Source organism: Agrobacterium tumefaciens, assembly GCA_025560025.1.
Classification (GTDB): domain Bacteria; phylum Pseudomonadota; class Alphaproteobacteria; order Rhizobiales; family Rhizobiaceae; genus Agrobacterium.
The window spans coordinates 2,129,022-2,147,175 of sequence record CP048485.1 but is presented as its reverse complement, the minus strand read 5'-3'; the positions used below and the strand labels follow the sequence as shown (position 1 = coordinate 2,147,175).

Sequence of the window (18,154 nt, the reverse complement as noted above, 5' to 3'; positions counted from 1 at the left end):
TTAAACTCGGCAATGCTGTGGGAGGGAAGATTTGCGTATTTTGCTGGTCGAGGACAATCAGGTGCTGTCGGAGGGGCTGTCGGCGCTTCTGCGCGGCAGCGGTTATGCGGTGGATGTGGTGTCCGATGGCGCTTCCGCCGATGCGGCGATTGCGGCGGAAAGCTTCGATCTGGTCATTCTCGATCTCAACCTGCCGGAAATGGACGGTATCGAGGTGCTGCGCTCCATGCGCTCGCGCCAGGACAAGGCGGCGGTGCTGATCCTGACGGCGCGCGGCACGCCGGAGGAAAAGGTCAAGGGGCTCGATCTTGGCGCTGACGACTACATGATCAAGCCTTTCGACATCACCGAATTCGAGGCAAGGGTGCGGGTGCTGCTGCGCCGCAATGCCGGTCTGCGCTCCTCGGCGCTGAGTTTCGGCAAGGTGTTTTTCGATCTCAATTCCCGCACTTTTTCGGCGGATGGACGTCCGCTCGATATTCCGGCGCGCGAGGTGGCGTTGCTCGAAGTGCTGTTCATGCGGGCAGGCAAGGTCGTTGCCAAGGAAGCCATCGTGCAGTCGCTCACCGGCTTCGACGACGATATTTCCGCCAATGCCATCGAGCAATATGTCAGCCGCCTGCGCAAGCGGCTCGCGCCCCACGGGTTGACGGTGAAGACGGCGCGCGGCATCGGTTATTATCTCGAAAAGCTGCCGGAGATGGCTGAATGAGACAGGCCGCCTATTCGCTCAGGCGGCGACTTTTAGGCTGGCTTCTCATTTCCACCGCCATCATCGGCTGCGTTGCGCTGACCGATACATGGCGCGAGGCGGTCAATACCGCCAATGTCGTTTCGGACCGGGTGCTTTCCGGTTCCGCACTTGCCATCGCCGAGCGGGTGGTGGTGGCCGAGGACGGCTCGCTGGAAGTCGATATTCCCTATGTCGCGCTGGAAATGCTGACATCGGCTGCACAGGACCGGGTGTTCTACCGTGTCGACGGGCCGAACGGGCAATTCCTCACCGGTTACCAGAACCTGCCGACGGTGGAGAACCCGGCGGGTGATACCCCCGCCTATCGCGATGCCGTGTTCCGCGATGAACCGATCCGCATCGCTGCGATCAGGCGTTTCGCTTCCACCGGCATCAATTCCGTGCCCTTTTCCGTAACGGTTGCCGAAACCACCATTGCCCGCAGCCAGCTGGCGCAGGCGATCATCCTGCGCTCTGCGCTGCGCCTGCTGTTGATGATCGTCGGGGCGGCGATCATCGTCTGGATCGCGGTGACGATTTCGCTGCGCCCGCTTTACCGGCTCAGCGAAGCGATTGCCGAGCGCAGCCCGAACGACCTGCACCCCATCCGCCAATCCGTGCCGGTGGAGGTGGAAAACCTGGTGGAAACGGTCAATTCCTTCATGGTGCGGCTGCAATCGGCGCTCGATGCCCTCCGCCATTTCACCGGCAATGCCAGCCACCAGCTGCGCACGCCGCTCGCCATCATCAGCACCCAGCTTGCGCTTTCAGCCCGTGCGGGAAGTTTAGAGGAAGCGCAGGCGGCGGCACTGAAGGGCGGGGCGTCCGTGGCCCATGCCGAACATATCCTCGCCCAGCTGCTGCGCATGGCCAATATCGATGCCGCCGGTTCGAGCGAAAAGCATGATTTTTCCGCAATCGATCTCGTGGCCGTTGCGCAGAATGTGACAGCCGATTTCGTGCCGCGCGCGTCGGAGGCCGGCATCGATCTCGGTTTTGAAGGTGAGGGCGAAGCGACCATTCTCGCCGAACCGCTCCTCATCGGGGAGCTGATCGGCAATCTCGTTTCCAATGCCATCAACTATGCCGGTCGCGGTGCGGAAGTCACCGTGCGTGTCGGCAGGGAGACGAGCGCCGTCTGGCTGGAAGTCGAGGATAACGGCCCCGGCATCCCCCCGGAAAAACGCGCCATGGTGCGCCAGCGCTTCGCCCGCGGCGAAGCCAACGCCGCCCCCGGCGCCGGCCTCGGCCTTGCCATCATCGAAGAGATCGCCGGGCTGTTCGGCGGGCGGCTGACACTGGAGGATGGCGCGGAGGGGCGTGGGCTGAGGGCGCGGGTGGTGTTCGGTGGCGTGGAAAAGGCGCCATAACCCGTCGGTTTATCAGGCGGCCGTGTCTGCAGGCGATTTCGCCACCAGCGAGAGCCTGTAGCCCAGCGCGTCCGCGACCTTGGCAATCGTCGCCAGTTCCGGATTTCCCTCACCGCTCAATGCCTTGTACAAGGTCTGGCGGGGAAGGCCGGTTTGTCTCGAAAGGTCGGTCATACCCTTGGCCCGCGCCACGACCCCCAGCGCATGCGCAAGTTCCTGTGCGTCGCCGCTCTCTGTGGCGTCGGCGATGTAAGCGGCAAGCGCTTCGTCACTATCAAGATAACGGGCAGCATCGTAATCGCGTGTCACAAGTGGCATGGTCTCACTCCTTGAGCGCTCTGGCCAGTTTCTTGGCTCTGGCGATGTCGCGGGACTGTGACGCCTTGTCGCCGCCACACAGCAATATGATGACGACATCGCCGTGCTGGACAAAATAGACCCGATATCCCGGTCCAAGGTCGATCCTGAGTTCGCTGACGCCTTCGCCAACCGGTTTCACGTCTCCGGGATTGCCGTCCGCCAGCCGGTAAATGCGGCGTGCGATGCGGGCGCGCGCCTGCACATCGCGCAGACCCGCCAGCCAGTCGGCAAACTCGCTTGTTTCCCGGATCGTGAGCATGGCGCAATGTAAACTGTGGTTGTCATTTCGTCAATGACGAAGGTTTCACCCCATCCGCTCGGAAGCATAACTTCCCGGGCTTGGCGGGAAGACGACGGTGCGGTTGCCGTTGATGAAGGTGCGGTGGTGGATATGGGCGTGGATGGCGCGGGCCAGCACCTGGCTTTCCACATCGCGGCCAAGCGAGACATAATCGTCGGCCGATTGTGCGTGGGTGATGCGCACCGTGTCCTGCTCGATGATCGGGCCTTCGTCGAGATCGGCGGTGACGTAATGGGCCGTGGCACCGATCAGCTTCACGCCGCGCTCATACGCCTGCTTGTAAGGGTTGGCGCCCTTGAAGGAGGGGAGGAAGGAGTGGTGGATGTTGATGATCTGGCCCGACATCTTGCGGCACAAGTCGTCGGAGAGCACCTGCATGTAACGGGCGAGCACCACCAGTTCGGTGCCGCTCGTCTCGATCAGGTCCATCAGCTGCGCTTCGGCCCTGGGCTTGTTCTCCTTCGTCACCTTGATGTGGTGGAAGGGAATGTCGTGGTTGACCACCACTTTTTGATATTCGAAATGGTTGGAGACGACGCCGACGATATCGATGGGCAGTGCGCCGATCTTCCAGCGGTAGAGCAGGTCGTTGAGGCAATGGCCGAAGCGCGACACCATCAACATTGTCTTCATGCGCTGGCCGTCGCCGTAAATGCGGGCCTCCATGCCGAATTTTTCGGCCACCGGCTGAAAGCCCTCGGTGATTGCCTGCAGCGTTGCGCCTTCCTCGGAAATGAAGGAGACGCGCATGAAGAACTTGCCGGTCTCAAGATCGTCGAACTGCGAACTATCGATGATATTGCAGCCCTTTTCCGCCAGATAACCGGAAATCGCGGCGACGATGCCGCGGGTCGATTTGCAGGCTACTGTCAGAACATAGGATGTCATCGTTTTCCCTCAAAGACTTTGCACCGGATGAGCCGGCGTAATTGGCGCGTTCCATAGCGCAGCTCTGCGGCGGAGCAAAGCGCCAAGAAGAATGCAGCCAAAGTCATAGGACGGGAAATGGGTGCGCGCCGTGCCGGAAGCGACATGGAATGTTCCACTGCCAGCACGGCGGTGTGCGGTGTGGCGGCGAGCCGCGGCCGCCTCAGGCGCGGCGCAGCCGCATGACCGCACGGCCGCGGCCGTCGATCAACTCCAGCGTGCCCCGGCGCGGCTCCAGCCGGAAGGAACGGGCGCCTTCCAGCGCTTCGATGAATTGCCGTTCCTGGCGCATGATATCGGGTGCGCAGGCCATCTGTGTGGAAATCATCCGGCCGAAATTGACGCGGTTGCGGCTGATCTTCACTTCACCGCCGATGCCGTTGCAGCCGGCATTGCCGGAAACGCGGCCCTCGCGGGAAATTTCGAGCGTCGCCTCACGGCGGCCGCGAACCCGTTCGCCGCGAATGTCCTGCACCAGCCAGCGTCCGTCGATAACGGCTTCCGGCTCCGGCCTGCCCGGGCCTGCCCCAACGCGCTCAAGCACGAGGTCGGTATCGTCGCGACCGCCGGTCAGCACCGAATAACGGCGGGTGGTGGTGAAAAGCAGCCGGTCGCGGTCGCGGATTTCGGCGCTCAGCGCATAGGAGCGGCGGGCGCGGATATCGCGGTCGTCATAACGCAGCACGAAGGGCACGGGCACCTGCCCGCGCGGGCGGATGGTCGTTTCGGCGATCGTCTGCGAAGGCGCGTCCGCGAGCGACACATCGATAAGGCGCACGGTGACGGTCACGCCCGGGGGCAGGGCGATCCGCTCGCGATAGGATACGCTGCCGCGCAGGCTTGCTGGTGCGGCAGCTGCGCCGCCCGCTGCAAAAAGCGGTGCAAGCGCGACAAGCCCGGCGAAACTGCGGCGCGAAAGAAGTGGCTGGCGGTCGTTCATGATGCTTGCTCCGTGCTGGTGCGGGTCGAATTTCAGCGGATCATAAAAAACGGCACTGAACGGGCGATGAACCGGTGGAGGGGGCGTCAGGGAGATGTTTCCACTCACGACAAATTTTTTTCTCGCGGGCGGGGTGTTGAGGAAGCTTTCCATATCCTCGACGTCATCCTCGGGCTTGACCCGAGGATGACGGAGGAAAGGTTCTTCATCAACAGCGGCACCGCCGCCAGAGGTGGCGGTTTTTTACTTTCGCTGGCCTCAGCCGCGCAAACCGTCCCGCAGCGCTTCGAACTTCGCCAGCTGTTCGACCCGCAATTCCTTGTTCTCGTCACGGCGGACGAAAATCTTGAACATGGCGCCGCCCGCGGCATTCATGAACCAGACGGAACAGGAGCGCCGGCCGTGGAAACCGCGATCGACGAAGGTAATGCCGGCGCAATTGTCCTTCTTGATGTGACCGCCGATGGGGCTGTCGCCATGGATGTTGAACCAGCCGTGGCTTTCGCTGCCTTCCGGCAGGTCGCCCGGCACTTCCAGCACGATATCGCCGGTCTGGACGATCATCAGGACTTCGCCCCAACCGCGCATCTCGTTCCAGATCGCGTCGAAGCGGTCGGCGGGCGCGGAAACGGCCGCACCCTCGGGCAGGATCGCCAGAATCTCGGCAGGCGTCACCTCGGCCTTGGCGGCGATGGCTTCCACGATACCATCAGGCTTTTCGGCGAGCGCCGCAGCGGCGCGGGCCTGCCTGTCATCATCGTTCTTTTGGGCTGCGATGCTCATCGGGCGGCCTCAGGCGGCAATCGAACGGCGTTCGCCATTCTTGTCTTCGTGGATGATGACGTCAAAGCCTTCAAAATGTGGACCGGAGAGATATTCCACCTTGCCGCGGTTTTCGCCGGCCTTGGCGTGGGCGGCGCGGAACTGTTCGGATTTCGTCCAGGCGAGGAAATCGTCCTTGGTGGCCCAGACGGTGTGCGAGGCATAAAGCGTGTGGTCATCCGCCTTCGGGCCTTTCAGCATGTGGAATTCAATATAGCCCTGCAATTCGCTGAGGTGCGATTTGCGCTCGCGCCAGATGGATTCGAAGGTTTCCTCGTAACCCGGCACGACACGAAAACGGTTCATTGCGATAAACATGAAATTCTCCCTTTAAGTTTCCAGTTTCAGTCAGGATATCCAGCCGTGGCCAAGTTGGAAAGAGGCTCACGGCAAAGCGAACAAAATTACTCCACTTATCGATTGCGCCTTCTATAAACATGTGCAAATAACTCAAGTTAAATAAGATGGGCAGGCCCATATCTGCCCGTGCCAGCTTGTGTTTCAGGATAGCGCCATGTTGAACTTTCGCCTTCGTCCGTTCGTTTTCGCCGCCCTCGTGCCTGCCGTGATCGCGGTTGCCGCGCCCGGTGCGCAGGCCTCCGACAAGGGCAATCCGGAGGCGAAACGCATCGTTGCCGTCGGTGGCACGGTGACGGAAATTCTCTATGCTCTCGGCGCTGAAGACCGCATCGTTGCGCGCGACAGCACCAGCAGCTATCCGGCGGATGCGCTTTCGAAGCCGGATATCGGCTATATGCGGGCGCTGTCGTCGGAGGGCATTCTGTCGCAGAAGCCCGATCTCATCCTGTCGGAAGACGGTTCCGGCCCGGCGGATGTCATCGCCATCCTCAAGGCCAGCGCGGTGCCTTTCGTCACCGTTGATACCCCGCCGAGCGGCGAGGCTATTGCGAAGAAGATCGAGGATGTAGGTCTGGCGGTCGGTCTTTCCGACAAGGCGAAGGCGCTGGCCGCCGAGACCAAAGCCGGGCTGGACGCGCTGGCCAAGGATGTGTCGGCCGTGCCTGAAAAGAACAGGAAGCGTGTGCTCTTCGTGCTCTCCAGCGCCGGCGGCCGCATCATGGCGGCGGGCAAGGACACCGAAGCAGCCGCAATCATCGAGATGGCCGGTGGCATCAATGCCGCGCAGGAAATCAGCGGTTACAAGCCGCTCACGGATGAGGCAGTCATTGCCTCAGCACCGGATGTGGTGTTGACCATGGCGCGTGGCGACCATGCCGCCAAGGCGGCCGAGATTTTCGCACTTCCCGCCTTCCAGTCCACGCCGGCTGCTGCAAGCAAGGCACTCATCAGCATGGACGGGCTTTATCTCATCGGTTTCGGCCCACGCACCCCGGCCGCCGGCCGTGAACTGGCAAACAAGCTCTACCCGGAGGCGGTGAAGCCGTGAGCCTCGCCGTCTTGAGTTCCACCGAAGGCGCCGCACCGGGTGACAGGTCCCGTCAGGGTGCCATCACCCTCGCGGTGCTTGTCGGCATCCTGCTGTTTGCCTGTGGTGTGTCGCTTGTCAGCGGCCCCACGGGTGTCGGCATTTCTGAACTCTGGGCTTATCTTACCGGCGGTGCTGCGGAACTCGATGCGCGCGACAGGGTCATTCTCGAGGCGGTGCGCCTGCCGCGCACGGCGCTCGGCATGTTGATCGGCGCGGGGCTTGGCGTCTCGGGCGCGATGATGCAGGGGCTGTTCCGCAATCCGCTTGCCGATCCCGGCATTGTCGGCGTCACTTCGGGTGCCGCGCTGTTTGCGGTTGCGGCCATTTCTCTCGGGGAAGGCGCGCTTGCCACGGTCGCCGTGTTTTTCGGACCGCATTTCCTGCCGCTGATGGCGTTTCTCGGCGGGCTTTTGAACACCTGGGTGCTTTATCTCATCGCCACGAAGGACGGGGCGACCTCCACCACCACGCTCATTCTGGCTGGTATCGCGGTGGCGGCAATCAGCGGTGCGCTGACTGGCCTGATGATCTTCGTGGCCGACGACCGGGCGCTGCGCGACATCACCTTCTGGTCGCTCGGTTCGCTCGGCGGGGCCACACCCGCCAAGGTGCTTGCCACCCTGCCGTTCATCGTCGTCGTGCTCGCCATCATTCCCTTCGTCGCCAGGGGGCTGGATGCGCTGATCCTGGGCGATGCCGCCGCCTTTCACATGGGCATTCCCGTGCAGCGGCTGAAGCGGGTCGTCATTCTGGCCGTTGCCGCCGCCTGCGGGGCAAGCGTGGCGGCTGCCGGTTCCATCGGTTTTGTCGGCATCGTCGTGCCGCATCTGCTGCGGCTCGCCATCGGCCCGTCGCATCGATTCCTGCTGCCCGCCTCCGCACTTGGCGGTGCGGCACTTCTGCTTCTGGCCGATAGTTTCGCCCGCACCGTCGCGTCACCAGCGGAATTGCCCATCGGCGTCGTCACGGCGCTCATCGGGGCGCCGGTCTTCCTGTTCCTGCTGCTTGGCCGCGGCAGCTTTTCCATGCGGAACATGCCATGATCCGGGCCGAAAACCTCACCCTCATCCGTTCCGGCCGCCGCCTGCTCGACGCTGTTAACGTCGATCTGAAGCCAGGCAAGGTCAATGTCATCATCGGTCCGAACGGCGCCGGAAAATCGACGCTGATGAAGGTTCTCTCAGGCGAGATGCGGGCCGAGGCCGGGTCGGTGACCTATAATGACATCGCCCTTCCCTTGTTCACACCGGTTCAGCTTGCGCGCCTCAGGGCCGTGCTGCCGCAGAATACCCAGCTTGCCTTTCCCTTCACCGCGCTCGAAATCGTGCGCATGGGCGCTGTTGCACAAGGGTCGCGTGCGCCGGAAGAGCAGGCCCGCCGGGCGCTCACCAAGGCCGGGCTTCGCGGGTTCGAGCAGCGTTCCTATAACATGCTGTCGGGCGGCGAGCAGCAGCGGGTGCAATTTGCCCGGGCGCTGGCGCAGGTGCCGCATCCCGTGGAAAACGGCGAGGTGAGAGCGCTGTTTCTGGATGAGCCGACGGCCAGTCTCGATATTGGCCACCAGATAGCGGTGCTGGAAACGGCGCGCGATTTCGCCGCTGGCGGCGGTTTGGTGCTTGCCATCCTGCACGATCTCAACCTTGCGGCGGAATTTGCCGATCAACTTATCGTCATGCATGGCGGCCGGGTGACGGCGAGTGGGCCGTCGCTGGAAACGATCAGCGACGAGACGATCGCAAGGGTCTATGGCATTGGCGGCGTCGTTGGCCGGCTGCCGGCACGGCATATTCCTTACGTGCTGCCGCAATCGCGACACCGCTGAGGCGGGGTCGTTGTCAGCTTTCCGGCCGGGTGACGATGAAGAGTGCGGAACCCAGCATGACGGCGGCAACGATGGCTGCGCGCAGAAGCGGCGGGTCGCTCAGGAACCAGAAGGCGGCATAACTCACCGACATTGCCGAGAGTGCGGCGATCTTCGCCTTGCGGGCGATTGCGCCGCGCTCGCGCCAGCGGCGAAGCGAGGGGCCAAATCTGGGATGGGCCAGAAGCCATGCCTCCAGTTTCGGCGAAGAGCGGGAAAAGCACCAGAGCGCCAGAAGCAGGAACGGCGTGGTTGGCAAAACGGGAAGAAACGCGCCGACGATGCCGGTCGCGACCATAAGCCAGCCAAGACAGAGGTAAAGAAGGCGCATGGATATGCCGGTATCATGAGTTCTCTACTCATGATAGAGCGACGCGGCGAAAACTCTGTGCCGTGTTGCCGCAGGCCCTTGGCCGTAAGGGAAAACCGGCGGCTTTCACCATCACATTTGCCGTGATCGAACCGTTGCCCGCCGTGGCAGGGCGCCTTTAGGGTTGAAAGCGCGGCGCTCTGTCTTTATCCCCTTGGTCCGCATGCCCGGAAGATAACCGGGCCACGACGAGGTAAGAAGCAGAAGGAAACACCATGGCCAAGTTGATCCACTCGATGGTCCGGGTGCTGGACGAAAAGCGTTCGGTGGAATTTTACACGCAGGCTTTTGGGCTCGAGGTTGCGGAACGCGCCGAGTTCGAAAACTTCACGCTGATCTATCTCAGCAATGCCGAAGGCGATTTCGAGCTGGAACTGACCGTCAACCGTGGTCGCGAAGTGCCCTATGCGCTGGGCGACGGCTATGGCCATCTCGCTGTCAGCGTTGCCGATGTGGATGGTGAGCATCAGCGTTTCATCGAGCTTGGCCTGTCTCCCGGCAAGATCATCGAAGCCGATTATAAGGGCCAGCCTTTCGCGAAATATTTCTTCATTTGCGATCCCGACGGCTACAAGATCGAAGTGCTGCAGCGCGGCAACCGGTTCAAATAAAAAGAGGCACATCATGGCAGAGGCAGGCGTCAAACTCGAAGATAGCTGGAAACGCGTTCTTTCCACCGAATTCGCCAGCCCCTACATGCTCAAGCTGAAAGATTTCCTGCTTGCCGAAAAAACCGCCGGCAAGCGCATCTTTCCCAAGGGCGCGGAATATTTCCGGGCGCTGGATCTGACGCCGCTGGACCAGGTCAAGGTCGTCATTCTGGGGCAGGACCCCTATCACGGGCACGGGCAGGCGCATGGCTTGTGTTTTTCCGTCCAGCCCGGCGTGCGCATTCCGCCCTCGCTCGTCAATATCTACAAGGAATTGCAGGCCGACCTTGGCATCCGGCCGGTCAATCACGGCTTTCTGGAAAGCTGGGCGAAACAGGGCGTGCTGCTGCTCAACAGCGTGCTGACGGTGGAAGAATCACGCGCTGCCTCGCATCAGGGGCAGGGCTGGGAAAAATTCACCGATGCCGTCATCCGCGCCGTCAACGACGAATGCGACCATGTGGTGTTCCTGCTCTGGGGTTCCTATGCCCAGAAGAAGGCGGCCTTCGTGGATCAGCGCAAGCATCTCGTGCTGCGCTCGCCGCACCCGTCACCGCTTTCGGCCCATAACGGCTTTTTCGGCAACGGCCATTTTTCCAAGGCAAACGCCTTTCTCGTCTCCAATGGCCGTCAGCCGATCGACTGGCAATTGCCGGAAACGGCTTAAGCGATTTTACCAGCCCCTCCGTCATTCCGGCCTTGAGCCGGAATCCAGGTTGCGCGCGTCCGCGCGCCGGGAAGAGTCCTTTCAGCCCAAGGACTTGGGCTGGCTGGATTCCGGCTCAAGGCCGGAATGACGGGGAGTGCAGCAAACATCTTTACAGCGTAGTCGCGTCCGGTTTAAGAATACTCGACTACAAAGTGAAGGATTTATGCCCGTGTCTCTTCTGTCTGCCGAAACTTCTGTCTCGCTGCCCGATCCCGCGTCGATCGTCGATGCTTTCGAGGATCATTTCTCCGAACATATGGAGATGGAGCGGGAAGGGACGACGGTGCGTTTCAAGGCGGAATACGGCCATGGCAGCTTCAGTGCCGAAGGCGGCCGGTTTGCCGCCCGGGTCAGCTGCGTTTCCGAACATATATTGATGTCGGTGAAGGCCATGGTGGCCGAGCATATTGTCGAATTTTCCGGCAAGACGGGGCTCGATTTCCGCTGGAGCGGCCACGGCGCCTATCAGCGCGAGCTGCCCAATCTTTTCGTCGGCAAGGTTGCCCGTGCCTATAATCTGACGCCGCATATGCGCCGGCTCGTGGTTTCCGTTGAAAGCGGCATTGAAAGGCTCGTCACCGGCGGCATGCATGTCCGCCTGCTGCTGGTGCCGGATCAGGCCCGTGCACCGGTCTGGCCTTATCTCGCCCCCACCGGCGCCATCGTCTGGCCGGCGGGTGACGATCTGCTGACACGGCGCGTCTATACCATTCGCTCCGGAGACGTCGGTCGCGGCGAGGTGGATATCGATTTCGTCATGCATGAGGGCGATGACATGCCGGGCGCAAATTTCGGCGCCACGGCAAAGCCGGGCGACGTTCTCGGCATCATCGGCCCGAGCGGCACTTGCCCGGAGGCGGACCGTTATGTCTTTGCCGGTGACGAGACAGCGCTGCCGGTGATGCTGCGCATGGCGGCGGAAATGCCGGCCGGCAAAAAGCTCAGCGTTTACGCTGAAATCGACGATGAGGCGGAACGGCAGGAGATCGTCTCAGCCGCCGATGTCGAATGGACATGGCTTTACCGTCGCGGCAAGTCCGCCGGCACCGCCGGCCTGATCGAACAGGCGCTGCGCAGCCATGCATGGACGGGTGAACACGAAGGCCTGCATGTCTTCGTCGCCTGCGAGAAATCCGAGGCGAGGGCGGCGAAATCCTTCCTCACCGACGAGATCGCCTTTCCCAAGGCATCGCTGCGCGCGGTCGGCTACTGGACCATGGGCCTTGCCGACGATCATTGAGACGTGCCTTTAGGCTTGGTTGAACAGTAGGTTTGATCGTTCACCAATCGGGAACAATCCGTTCCTGTTGCCGGTCTATGCGTGCCGCGCCTCTTACCCCATCTTTACGCCATGAACAGGGCGGGCCCGATTGCGAGGCCTGCCAGTGCGAAAAGGGGTTTACCATGCTGAACCAGATCAAGGGCCTGCACCACGTCACCTCCATGGCGGCGAGCGCAAGGCAGAACAATGGCTTCTTCACCGATACGCTCGGGCTGCGCCGGGTGAAGAAGACCGTCAATTTCGACGCGCCTGACGTCTATCATCTTTATTATGGCGATGAGCTCGGCACGCCCGGCTCCGTCATGACCTATTTCCCGTTCCCGCACATCGCCCGTGGCCGTCCCGGCACCGGTGAAGTGGGCACCACGCTGTTTTCCGTCCCGGAAGGATCGCTCGGCTACTGGCAGGAGCGTCTTTCGAAGGCCGGCGTGGATGGCCTGAAGGCCGATGAGGCCTTCGGCGACAAGCGCCTGCATTTTGCCGGCCCGGATGGAGACGGTTTTGCGCTGGTCGAAGTCAGGGACGACAGCCGTGCGCAATGGATCGGCAATGGCGTCGGTGCGGATCAGGCGATCCATGGTTTTCAGGGGGCCTCGCTGCGACTTCGCGATGAAGGAGCAACGGCCGAGCTTTTGAAATTCATGGGCTATCAGGAAGTGGATCGTCAGCACGGCGTTCTGCGCCTCGGTATTCCCGGCGGCAACGGTGCTGACTTTATCGACATCGAAACCATGCCGAATATTTCCGGCGCACGCCTGGGTGCGGGGTCCGTGCACCACATCGCCTTTGCGGTCGAAAACCGTGAAAAGCAGCTAGAAGTGCGCAAGGCGCTGATGGATACGGGCTATCAGGTGACGCCGGTGATCGACCGCGATTATTTCTGGGCGATCTATTTCCGCACGCCGGGCGGCGTGCTGTTCGAGGTGGCGACCAACGAGCCCGGTTTCGACCGGGACGAGGACACCGCCCATCTCGGCGAAGCGCTGAAGCTGCCGACCCAGCATGCGCATCTGCGCTCCGTGCTGGAAAAGCAGCTGGAGCCGCTGGGGGATGAGAAGGCGGTTTGATCATCCGGGCTTGGCCACGTTTCTTCTCCCCGGCGGGGAGAAGAAACCAGCGGAAGCCCCTCACTCCATATGATTGCTCCGCTTGGCCGAAGAGGCCTTGCGGAAGCCTTTGACCATCTTCCTTCCAGAAAGGATTCTTCCATGACCAAGGACAGCTATTTCCACAAATCCCGCGCCGGTTCTGCCGGTGCTCCGCTTTTCGTTTTGCTGCACGGCACCGGCGGCGATGAGAACCAGTTTTTCGATTTCGGCTCCCGCCTGCTGCCTGAGGCTACCATTCTCTCGCCCGTTGGCGATGTTTCCGAACATGGCGCGGCGCGGTTTTTCCGGCGTACGGGCGAGGGCGTCTACGACATGGCCGACCTTCAACGGGCAACCGGCAAGATGGCGGATTTCATCAGGGCGAACCGGGACCATTATCAGGCCGGCCCGATCATCGGTCTCGGCTTTTCCAATGGTGCGAATATTCTCGCCAATGTGCTGATCGAACAGCCCGAGCTTTTCGATGCCGCGGTGCTGATGCATCCGCTCATCCCGTTCGAGCCGAAGATCTCCCCCGCCAATTCAACGCGCCGGGTGCTTATCACGGCGGGTGAGCGCGATCCGATCTGCCCGGTGCCGCTGACGAAGGCGCTGGAAACGAGCCTTCAGGCGCAGGGCGGCACGGTGGAAACCGTGTGGCATCCGGGCGGGCATGAAATCCGCTCGGGCGAGATCGATGCGGTCAGGGGGTTTCTGGCGGCTTATGGGAAATAAACCGTGCCGCCTTTGCCGGCGTTCAGTGTGTGGTGGGACTGTCGCGGCCCGTCTTGGAGTGTTGACAAAGAGCCCATCAAACTCGACGTCATCCTCGGGCTAGACCCGAGGATCCATCGTTCAGCGGGCTGTGGATCCTCGGGTCAAGCCCGAGGATGACCTCGGCAAGGTCTGGGTGCGTTGCTGAGACGAGGCTCTCCCCGCGACAGCCTCAGCGATATCCGCATTGCTGCAACTGTGCCTCGTAACGCAGCGCCATGTTGGCGGAGCGGCGGGCGGCCCTCTGGACGCCGGAATTGTTGCGCCAGCTGCCCTTCGCGTAACCGGCATGGCCGGAATAATAAGCGAGGTAGAGATTATAGGGGTCGTTCAGTGAAATGCCGTTTTCGCGGCGGCTCTTGGCGTGATACCAGCCGACGAAATGAATCGCATCGGTGAAATCGGTGCGGCTTGCCGACCAGCGGCCGGTTTCGCGCTGGTAAACACCCCATGTGCCGTCCAGCGCCTGAGCATAACCGTAAGCGGTGGACTGGCGTTTCCACGGAATGAAGCCGAGAAGCTTGGTGCGCGGCGGCCGCGCATAGGGGCGGAAGGCGGATTCGGTATAGATCGTCGCCATCATGACAGGCACGGGCACGCCGAACTCGCGCTCGGCCGCTTTCGCATCGCGCCGCCAGTTGTTGAAGATGCCGTTCCGCTGCTCGAAAATCGCACAGGCATTGGTGACCTGTGACGGTGCGGTGGCACAACCAGCCAGAACGAGCATCAGAAAAACTACGGCAAATACGCCACGCATAACGGAACCCTTTCGTTCCGCTATTCTTAAATTGCTAACCATTAACGTCGGGTTTTAAGACAAGGTTAATTCAAATGCCGCCGATCAAGGGCTTGTTAACCCGCTGAAAATTCCTGTGTCCGGGATGGGGCGAAAGCGTGTGCCGCGCCTCTCCTGCGCGCCTTTTTTGAAATGCATTTATCCCCGCGCGTCCCCGGCCCAGCCGGGTCCGCTACACTCGCTCCATCCCGGTCATCGAGCGTGCGCGCGGCGCAAGGTGGGTGGGGCAGGCAGCCGAAACCGGGGAGTTTCCCAATGTCACGGTCAAGGCGGCCGGCATATGTCCATCCTCCAAACAGGAACCGGTTTGGCGGGCGGATCATATGTTGAAACCGGGGCCGCATCGTCTGCAAGACCCTGCACTACCCTTTGATACCCCCGCAGCGATGCGGCCCATTTATCGTCTCTCAACGCTGCGCCGGAATTCGGCGCGGTGATATCGGCGCATATTCGAAAAAAAAGCGTCCGCTGTACAAAAATGAAAACAGATAAAATTGTAGCAATCGGCTTAAAGCGGCTGAAAACAGTGCTGTGCCATTGTGGGATCACAGACAAGGAGCGGACATCCTGCGCAGACAGGGGCTCCACAAAACAGAAATCGAGACCGGCACAAGCCGGCGGATCGCCAAACGGGGTATGAAATGCTGAAGAAGATTATTGCTGCCGCCATCTGCGGAATTGCCATTGCTTCCATGTCCACCCATGCCGATGCGGCCGGTGCCGCCGGTTTTGCCCGTGGTTTTGCCGCTGTCGAGAAGAGCGCGGTGACGCAGATCGGTGTTTCGGCTCCGGGCGGTTTTGATGGCTGCGTTCTTTCCGCCGGCCAATGTGTGTCGACGATCGCCGCGCCGCTGACCGGCGAGCGCCGTGAAGAACTGCTGCGCGTCAACCGCGATGTAAACGCCACCATGGGCGCGCTTGATGATTATTTCTCCGGTTTCGGAGCCGGTGTCCCGGCAACGCCGTCGCTGAGCGCTGAGGATTGTGGCGATTGCGCCGCCATCAAGCGCACGGCCCTTGCCGGTGCCGGCTGGTCTTCCGCAGCGCTGCGCCTTGCCTTCGCCCTGAATGATGACGGATCGCTCGAAAAAGTGCTGATCGTCACCACCGACAAGGGCGATATCGTGCTTGGCAACGCCGTCTTTTCTCCGGCTGAGCGCGAAACCGCGCTTTAAGCCCATCTTTTCATGCCTGCCAGACTGCGCCGGTTTCTCCTGATCCTTTGTGGGATCAGGGAGCCGGCGATTTTTTTCGTTCGGCAACGGCAATGCCCGCCAGCGCCATGACCAGCGCTGCGATCTGGTAGGTGTGCAGGGTTTCGCTGAGCACCACAACGGACAAAAGCGTGCCGAAAACGGGCACGAGGTTGATGAAGAGGCCGGCGCGGTTGGCGCCGATCTGTTCCACGCCCTTGATGTACAGGATCTGCGCGATGAGCGACGCAAAAATGGCGGCATAGACCACCAGCACCCAGCCCTTCTGATCCGGCCAGACAACGCTGTTTCGCGACATTTCCCAGAAGACCAGCGGCACCGAGGTGAGGAGCGCGAAAAAGGCGGGTATCGCCATCAGCGTGCGCCAGTCGACGGCGGGTTTCCAGCGCAGGATGACGGTGTAGATGGCATAGACCAGCACGGCCAGAAGCATGATGGCGTCGCCGGCGTTCATTTCCAGCTGCAGTAGCGAAACCGGATCGCCATGGGAGGCGAGAAGCGCTACACCGGCGATGGTGAGGCAGAAACCGGCGATCTGGCCGAACAGCACGCGGGTGCGGAACAGGATGAAGTTCAGCACGAAGATGACCATGGGAATGCCGGCCTGGATGACGGCGGCATTGATGGCGGAGGTGTGTTGCAGGGCCGTGTAGAGAAAGACGTTGAAGGCGGTGTAACCAACGCTGCCGAGCACGAAGAAATAGGGCAGGCGCTTTTTCACCACCGGCCAGTCCCTGATCAGCTGCGGCACGGAAATGGCGAAGATGATGGCGACGGCCAAAACCCAGCGCAGGAAGGTGAAGGCCATGGGGCTGATGTGGCCGACGGCCAGCTTTCCGGCAACGGTGTTGCCGCCCCAGCAGAGCGTGGCGATGATGAGGGCGATGTAGGCTTTCGAAGGCACGCTGATGTTTCGCTTCTTCAAGGGGCGGGAAAATGAAGGCGGGTGAACGGGGCCTTGCGCTTGCGCTTGTCCCCCCACGGGGCGAGATAATGCGGAATTCGGTGTTTTGTCACGGAAAAAGCAAAATTCACCATAAGAAACAGGGTCGCTTTCCGTAAAACAACACAGTATACATTCGCGGGTTTGGGTTTCCCATCGGGTTATCGGGCGCGCGAGCGCCATGAGCAGGAAAGCAAGAAATGACGAATGTTGTGGTGGTCGGCTCGCAGTGGGGCGACGAAGGCAAAGGCAAGATTGTCGACTGGCTGTCCGAGCGGGCAGATGTCGTCGTGCGGTATCAGGGCGGCCATAATGCCGGCCATACGCTTGTCATCGACGGTGTCAGCTACAAGCTTTCGCTTCTGCCGTCCGGCGTTGTGCGTCCCGGCAAGCTCGCCGTCATCGGCAATGGCGTCGTGGTCGATCCGCATGCGCTGATCGCCGAAATCGGCCGTCTGGAAGTTCAGGGCGTCAAGGTCACGCCGGAAAACCTGCGTATTGCCGATAATGCCACGCTCATTCTTTCGCTCCACCGCGAGCTGGACGGTATGCGCGAAGACGCTGCCTCCAACAGCGGCACCAAGATCGGCACCACGCGTCGCGGCATCGGCCCGGCTTACGAAGACAAGGTCGGTCGTCGCGCCATCCGTGTGATGGATCTCGCCGACATGGAAGCGCTTTCGGTCAAGGTTGATCGCATCCTGACGCATCATAATGCGCTTCGCCGCGGTTTCGGCGCGGCCGAAGTCTCGCATGAGACGATCATGGAAGAGCTGGGCTCGATTGCCGAGCGCATCCTGCCCTTCAGCGAAACCGTCTGGCTGCTGCTCGACAAGAAGCGCCGCGCCGGTGCGCGCATCCTGTTCGAAGGTGCGCAGGGCTCGCTGCTCGATATCGACCACGGCACTTATCCCTATGTGACCTCGTCCAACACGGTCGCCGGCCAGGCCGCTGCCGGTTCGGGCATGGGTCCGGGTTCGCTGGGTTATATTCTCGGCATCACCAAGGCTTACACCACCCGCGTCGGCGAAGGTCCGTTCCCGACCGAGCTGAATGACGAGATCGGCCAGTTCCTGGGCGAAAAGGGTCATGAATTCGGCACCGTCACCGGCCGCAAGCGCCGTTGCGGCTGGTTTGATGCGGCACTGGTGCGCCAGTCGGTCGCCACCAATGGCATCACCGGCATTGCGCTCACCAAGCTCGACGTTCTTGACGGTCTCGACGAACTGAAAATCTGCGTCGGCTACAAGCTTGACGGGCAGGAAATCGACCATCTTCCGGCAAGCCAGGGCGCGCAGGCGCGGGTCGAGCCGATCTACGTCACACTGGAAGGCTGGAAAGAATCCACCGTCGGTGCCCGAAAATGGGCGGATTTGCCTGCTCAGGCAATCAAATATGTCCGTCAGGTCGAGGAATTGATCGGGGCGCCTGTCGCGCTTCTGTCGACAAGTCCGGAGCGTGACGACACCATACTTGTGACTGATCCGTTTGAGGATTAATGTCCTCGGCGATCTAGATTCATAAACCATATCGGGCCGGTACGTCGCCGGTCACGACGAGAAAG

Annotated in this window: 21 protein-coding genes; 12 read left to right on the top strand and 9 right to left on the bottom strand. The window is 61.4% G+C overall.

Annotated elements, in window-relative coordinates:
• The first annotated feature begins 31 nt into the window (after positions 1-31).
• Complete coding sequence (locus tag FY152_10555; protein ID UXS32511.1) at positions 32-712, top strand: response regulator transcription factor; 681 nt, start codon at positions 32-34, stop codon at positions 710-712.
• Positions 709-2,103, top strand: coding sequence for a sensor histidine kinase (locus FY152_10550; GenBank protein ID UXS32510.1), 1,395 nt, complete (start codon positions 709-711; stop codon positions 2,101-2,103). Before FY152_10555 ends, FY152_10550 begins: the two co-directional genes overlap by 4 nt.
• A 12-nt stretch (positions 2,104-2,115) precedes the next feature.
• Here the strand turns inward: FY152_10550 and FY152_10545 are convergent, their stop codons facing one another.
• The 6 genes from FY152_10545 to FY152_10520 all read right to left on the bottom strand — a co-directional run bounded on the left by FY152_10545 (position 2,116) and on the right by FY152_10520 (position 5,771).
• Positions 2,116-2,421 (bottom strand): putative addiction module antidote protein, encoded by a 306-nt coding sequence (locus FY152_10545; GenBank protein UXS32509.1) that lies wholly within the window; start codon positions 2,419-2,421, stop codon positions 2,116-2,118.
• A gap of 4 nt (positions 2,422-2,425) precedes the next feature.
• On the bottom strand, positions 2,426-2,722 hold the full coding sequence (locus FY152_10540; protein UXS32508.1) for a type II toxin-antitoxin system RelE/ParE family toxin: 297 nt from the start codon (positions 2,720-2,722) through the stop codon (positions 2,426-2,428).
• Between the two features lie 45 nt (positions 2,723-2,767).
• Entirely contained in the window at positions 2,768-3,652 is an 885-nt protein-coding gene (gene purU / locus FY152_10535) for a formyltetrahydrofolate deformylase (GenBank protein UXS32507.1), read from the bottom strand.
• A 202-nt stretch (positions 3,653-3,854) separates the two neighbouring features.
• Positions 3,855-4,631: an META domain-containing protein gene (locus tag FY152_10530; GenBank protein UXS32506.1), complete on the bottom strand. Its 777-nt coding sequence runs from the start codon at positions 4,629-4,631 to the stop codon at positions 3,855-3,857.
• A gap of 258 nt (positions 4,632-4,889) precedes the next feature.
• A complete protein-coding gene (hutX, locus tag FY152_10525; protein ID UXS32505.1) occupies positions 4,890-5,414 on the bottom strand; it encodes a heme utilization cystosolic carrier protein HutX in 525 nt (174 codons plus the stop codon).
• Between the two features lie 9 nt (positions 5,415-5,423).
• Complete coding sequence (locus FY152_10520; protein UXS32504.1) at positions 5,424-5,771, bottom strand: antibiotic biosynthesis monooxygenase; 348 nt, start codon at positions 5,769-5,771, stop codon at positions 5,424-5,426.
• 196 nt (positions 5,772-5,967) lie between these two features.
• On the opposite strand from FY152_10520, the gene FY152_10515 reads away from it, so the two are divergent.
• The 3 genes from FY152_10515 to FY152_10505 are packed head-to-tail and all read left to right on the top strand — an operon-like array spanning position 5,968 to position 8,725.
• The gene (locus FY152_10515) at positions 5,968-6,861 is read left to right on the top strand and encodes a hemin ABC transporter substrate-binding protein (GenBank protein ID UXS32503.1); all 894 of its coding nucleotides are present in this window, start codon (positions 5,968-5,970) and stop codon (positions 6,859-6,861) included.
• The gene (locus FY152_10510; protein ID UXS32502.1) at positions 6,858-7,946 is read left to right on the top strand and encodes an iron ABC transporter permease; all 1,089 of its coding nucleotides are present in this window, start codon (positions 6,858-6,860) and stop codon (positions 7,944-7,946) included. The genes FY152_10515 and FY152_10510 overlap by 4 nt, the downstream gene beginning before the upstream one ends.
• Entirely contained in the window at positions 7,943-8,725 is a 783-nt protein-coding gene (locus tag FY152_10505) for a heme ABC transporter ATP-binding protein (protein ID UXS32501.1), read from the top strand. Before FY152_10510 ends, FY152_10505 begins: the two co-directional genes overlap by 4 nt.
• 13 nt (positions 8,726-8,738) lie before the next feature.
• Here FY152_10505 and FY152_10500 read toward each other — a convergent pair whose 3' ends face one another.
• Positions 8,739-9,095, bottom strand: a complete 357-nt coding sequence (locus FY152_10500) for a DUF454 domain-containing protein (GenBank protein UXS32500.1) — start codon at positions 9,093-9,095, stop codon at positions 8,739-8,741.
• A gap of 254 nt (positions 9,096-9,349) precedes the next feature.
• On the opposite strand from FY152_10500, the gene FY152_10495 reads away from it, so the two are divergent.
• The 5 genes from FY152_10495 to FY152_10475 all read left to right on the top strand — a co-directional run bounded on the left by FY152_10495 (position 9,350) and on the right by FY152_10475 (position 13,598).
• A complete protein-coding gene (locus FY152_10495; GenBank protein ID UXS32499.1) occupies positions 9,350-9,745 on the top strand; it encodes a lactoylglutathione lyase in 396 nt (131 codons plus the stop codon).
• A gap of 13 nt (positions 9,746-9,758) precedes the next feature.
• Positions 9,759-10,451 (top strand): uracil-DNA glycosylase, encoded by a 693-nt coding sequence (gene ung / locus FY152_10490; protein UXS32498.1) that lies wholly within the window; start codon positions 9,759-9,761, stop codon positions 10,449-10,451.
• A gap of 205 nt (positions 10,452-10,656) precedes the next feature.
• A complete protein-coding gene (locus FY152_10485; GenBank protein ID UXS32497.1) occupies positions 10,657-11,733 on the top strand; it encodes a siderophore-interacting protein in 1,077 nt (358 codons plus the stop codon).
• A 164-nt stretch (positions 11,734-11,897) separates the two neighbouring features.
• A complete protein-coding gene (locus FY152_10480; protein ID UXS32496.1) occupies positions 11,898-12,842 on the top strand; it encodes a ring-cleaving dioxygenase in 945 nt (314 codons plus the stop codon).
• Positions 12,843-12,983: 141 nt separating this feature from the next.
• Entirely contained in the window at positions 12,984-13,598 is a 615-nt protein-coding gene (locus FY152_10475) for an alpha/beta hydrolase (protein UXS32495.1), read from the top strand.
• A 211-nt stretch (positions 13,599-13,809) separates the two neighbouring features.
• Here the strand turns inward: FY152_10475 and FY152_10470 are convergent, their stop codons facing one another.
• Positions 13,810-14,394, bottom strand: a complete 585-nt coding sequence (locus tag FY152_10470) for a hypothetical protein (GenBank protein ID UXS32494.1) — start codon at positions 14,392-14,394, stop codon at positions 13,810-13,812.
• A 680-nt stretch (positions 14,395-15,074) separates the two neighbouring features.
• Between FY152_10470 and FY152_10465 the strand changes: the two genes are divergently transcribed.
• Positions 15,075-15,608: a transglutaminase gene (locus FY152_10465; protein ID UXS32493.1), complete on the top strand. Its 534-nt coding sequence runs from the start codon at positions 15,075-15,077 to the stop codon at positions 15,606-15,608.
• 55 nt (positions 15,609-15,663) lie between these two features.
• Here FY152_10465 and FY152_10460 read toward each other — a convergent pair whose 3' ends face one another.
• Positions 15,664-16,551 carry a DMT family transporter gene (locus FY152_10460; protein UXS32492.1) on the bottom strand — a complete coding sequence of 296 codons (888 nt, stop codon included), beginning with the start codon at positions 16,549-16,551 and terminating at the stop codon, positions 15,664-15,666.
• 239 nt (positions 16,552-16,790) lie between these two features.
• Between FY152_10460 and FY152_10455 the strand changes: the two genes are divergently transcribed.
• Positions 16,791-18,089 (top strand): adenylosuccinate synthase, encoded by a 1,299-nt coding sequence (locus FY152_10455; protein UXS32491.1) that lies wholly within the window; start codon positions 16,791-16,793, stop codon positions 18,087-18,089.
• Positions 18,090-18,154: the final 65 nt, after the last annotated feature.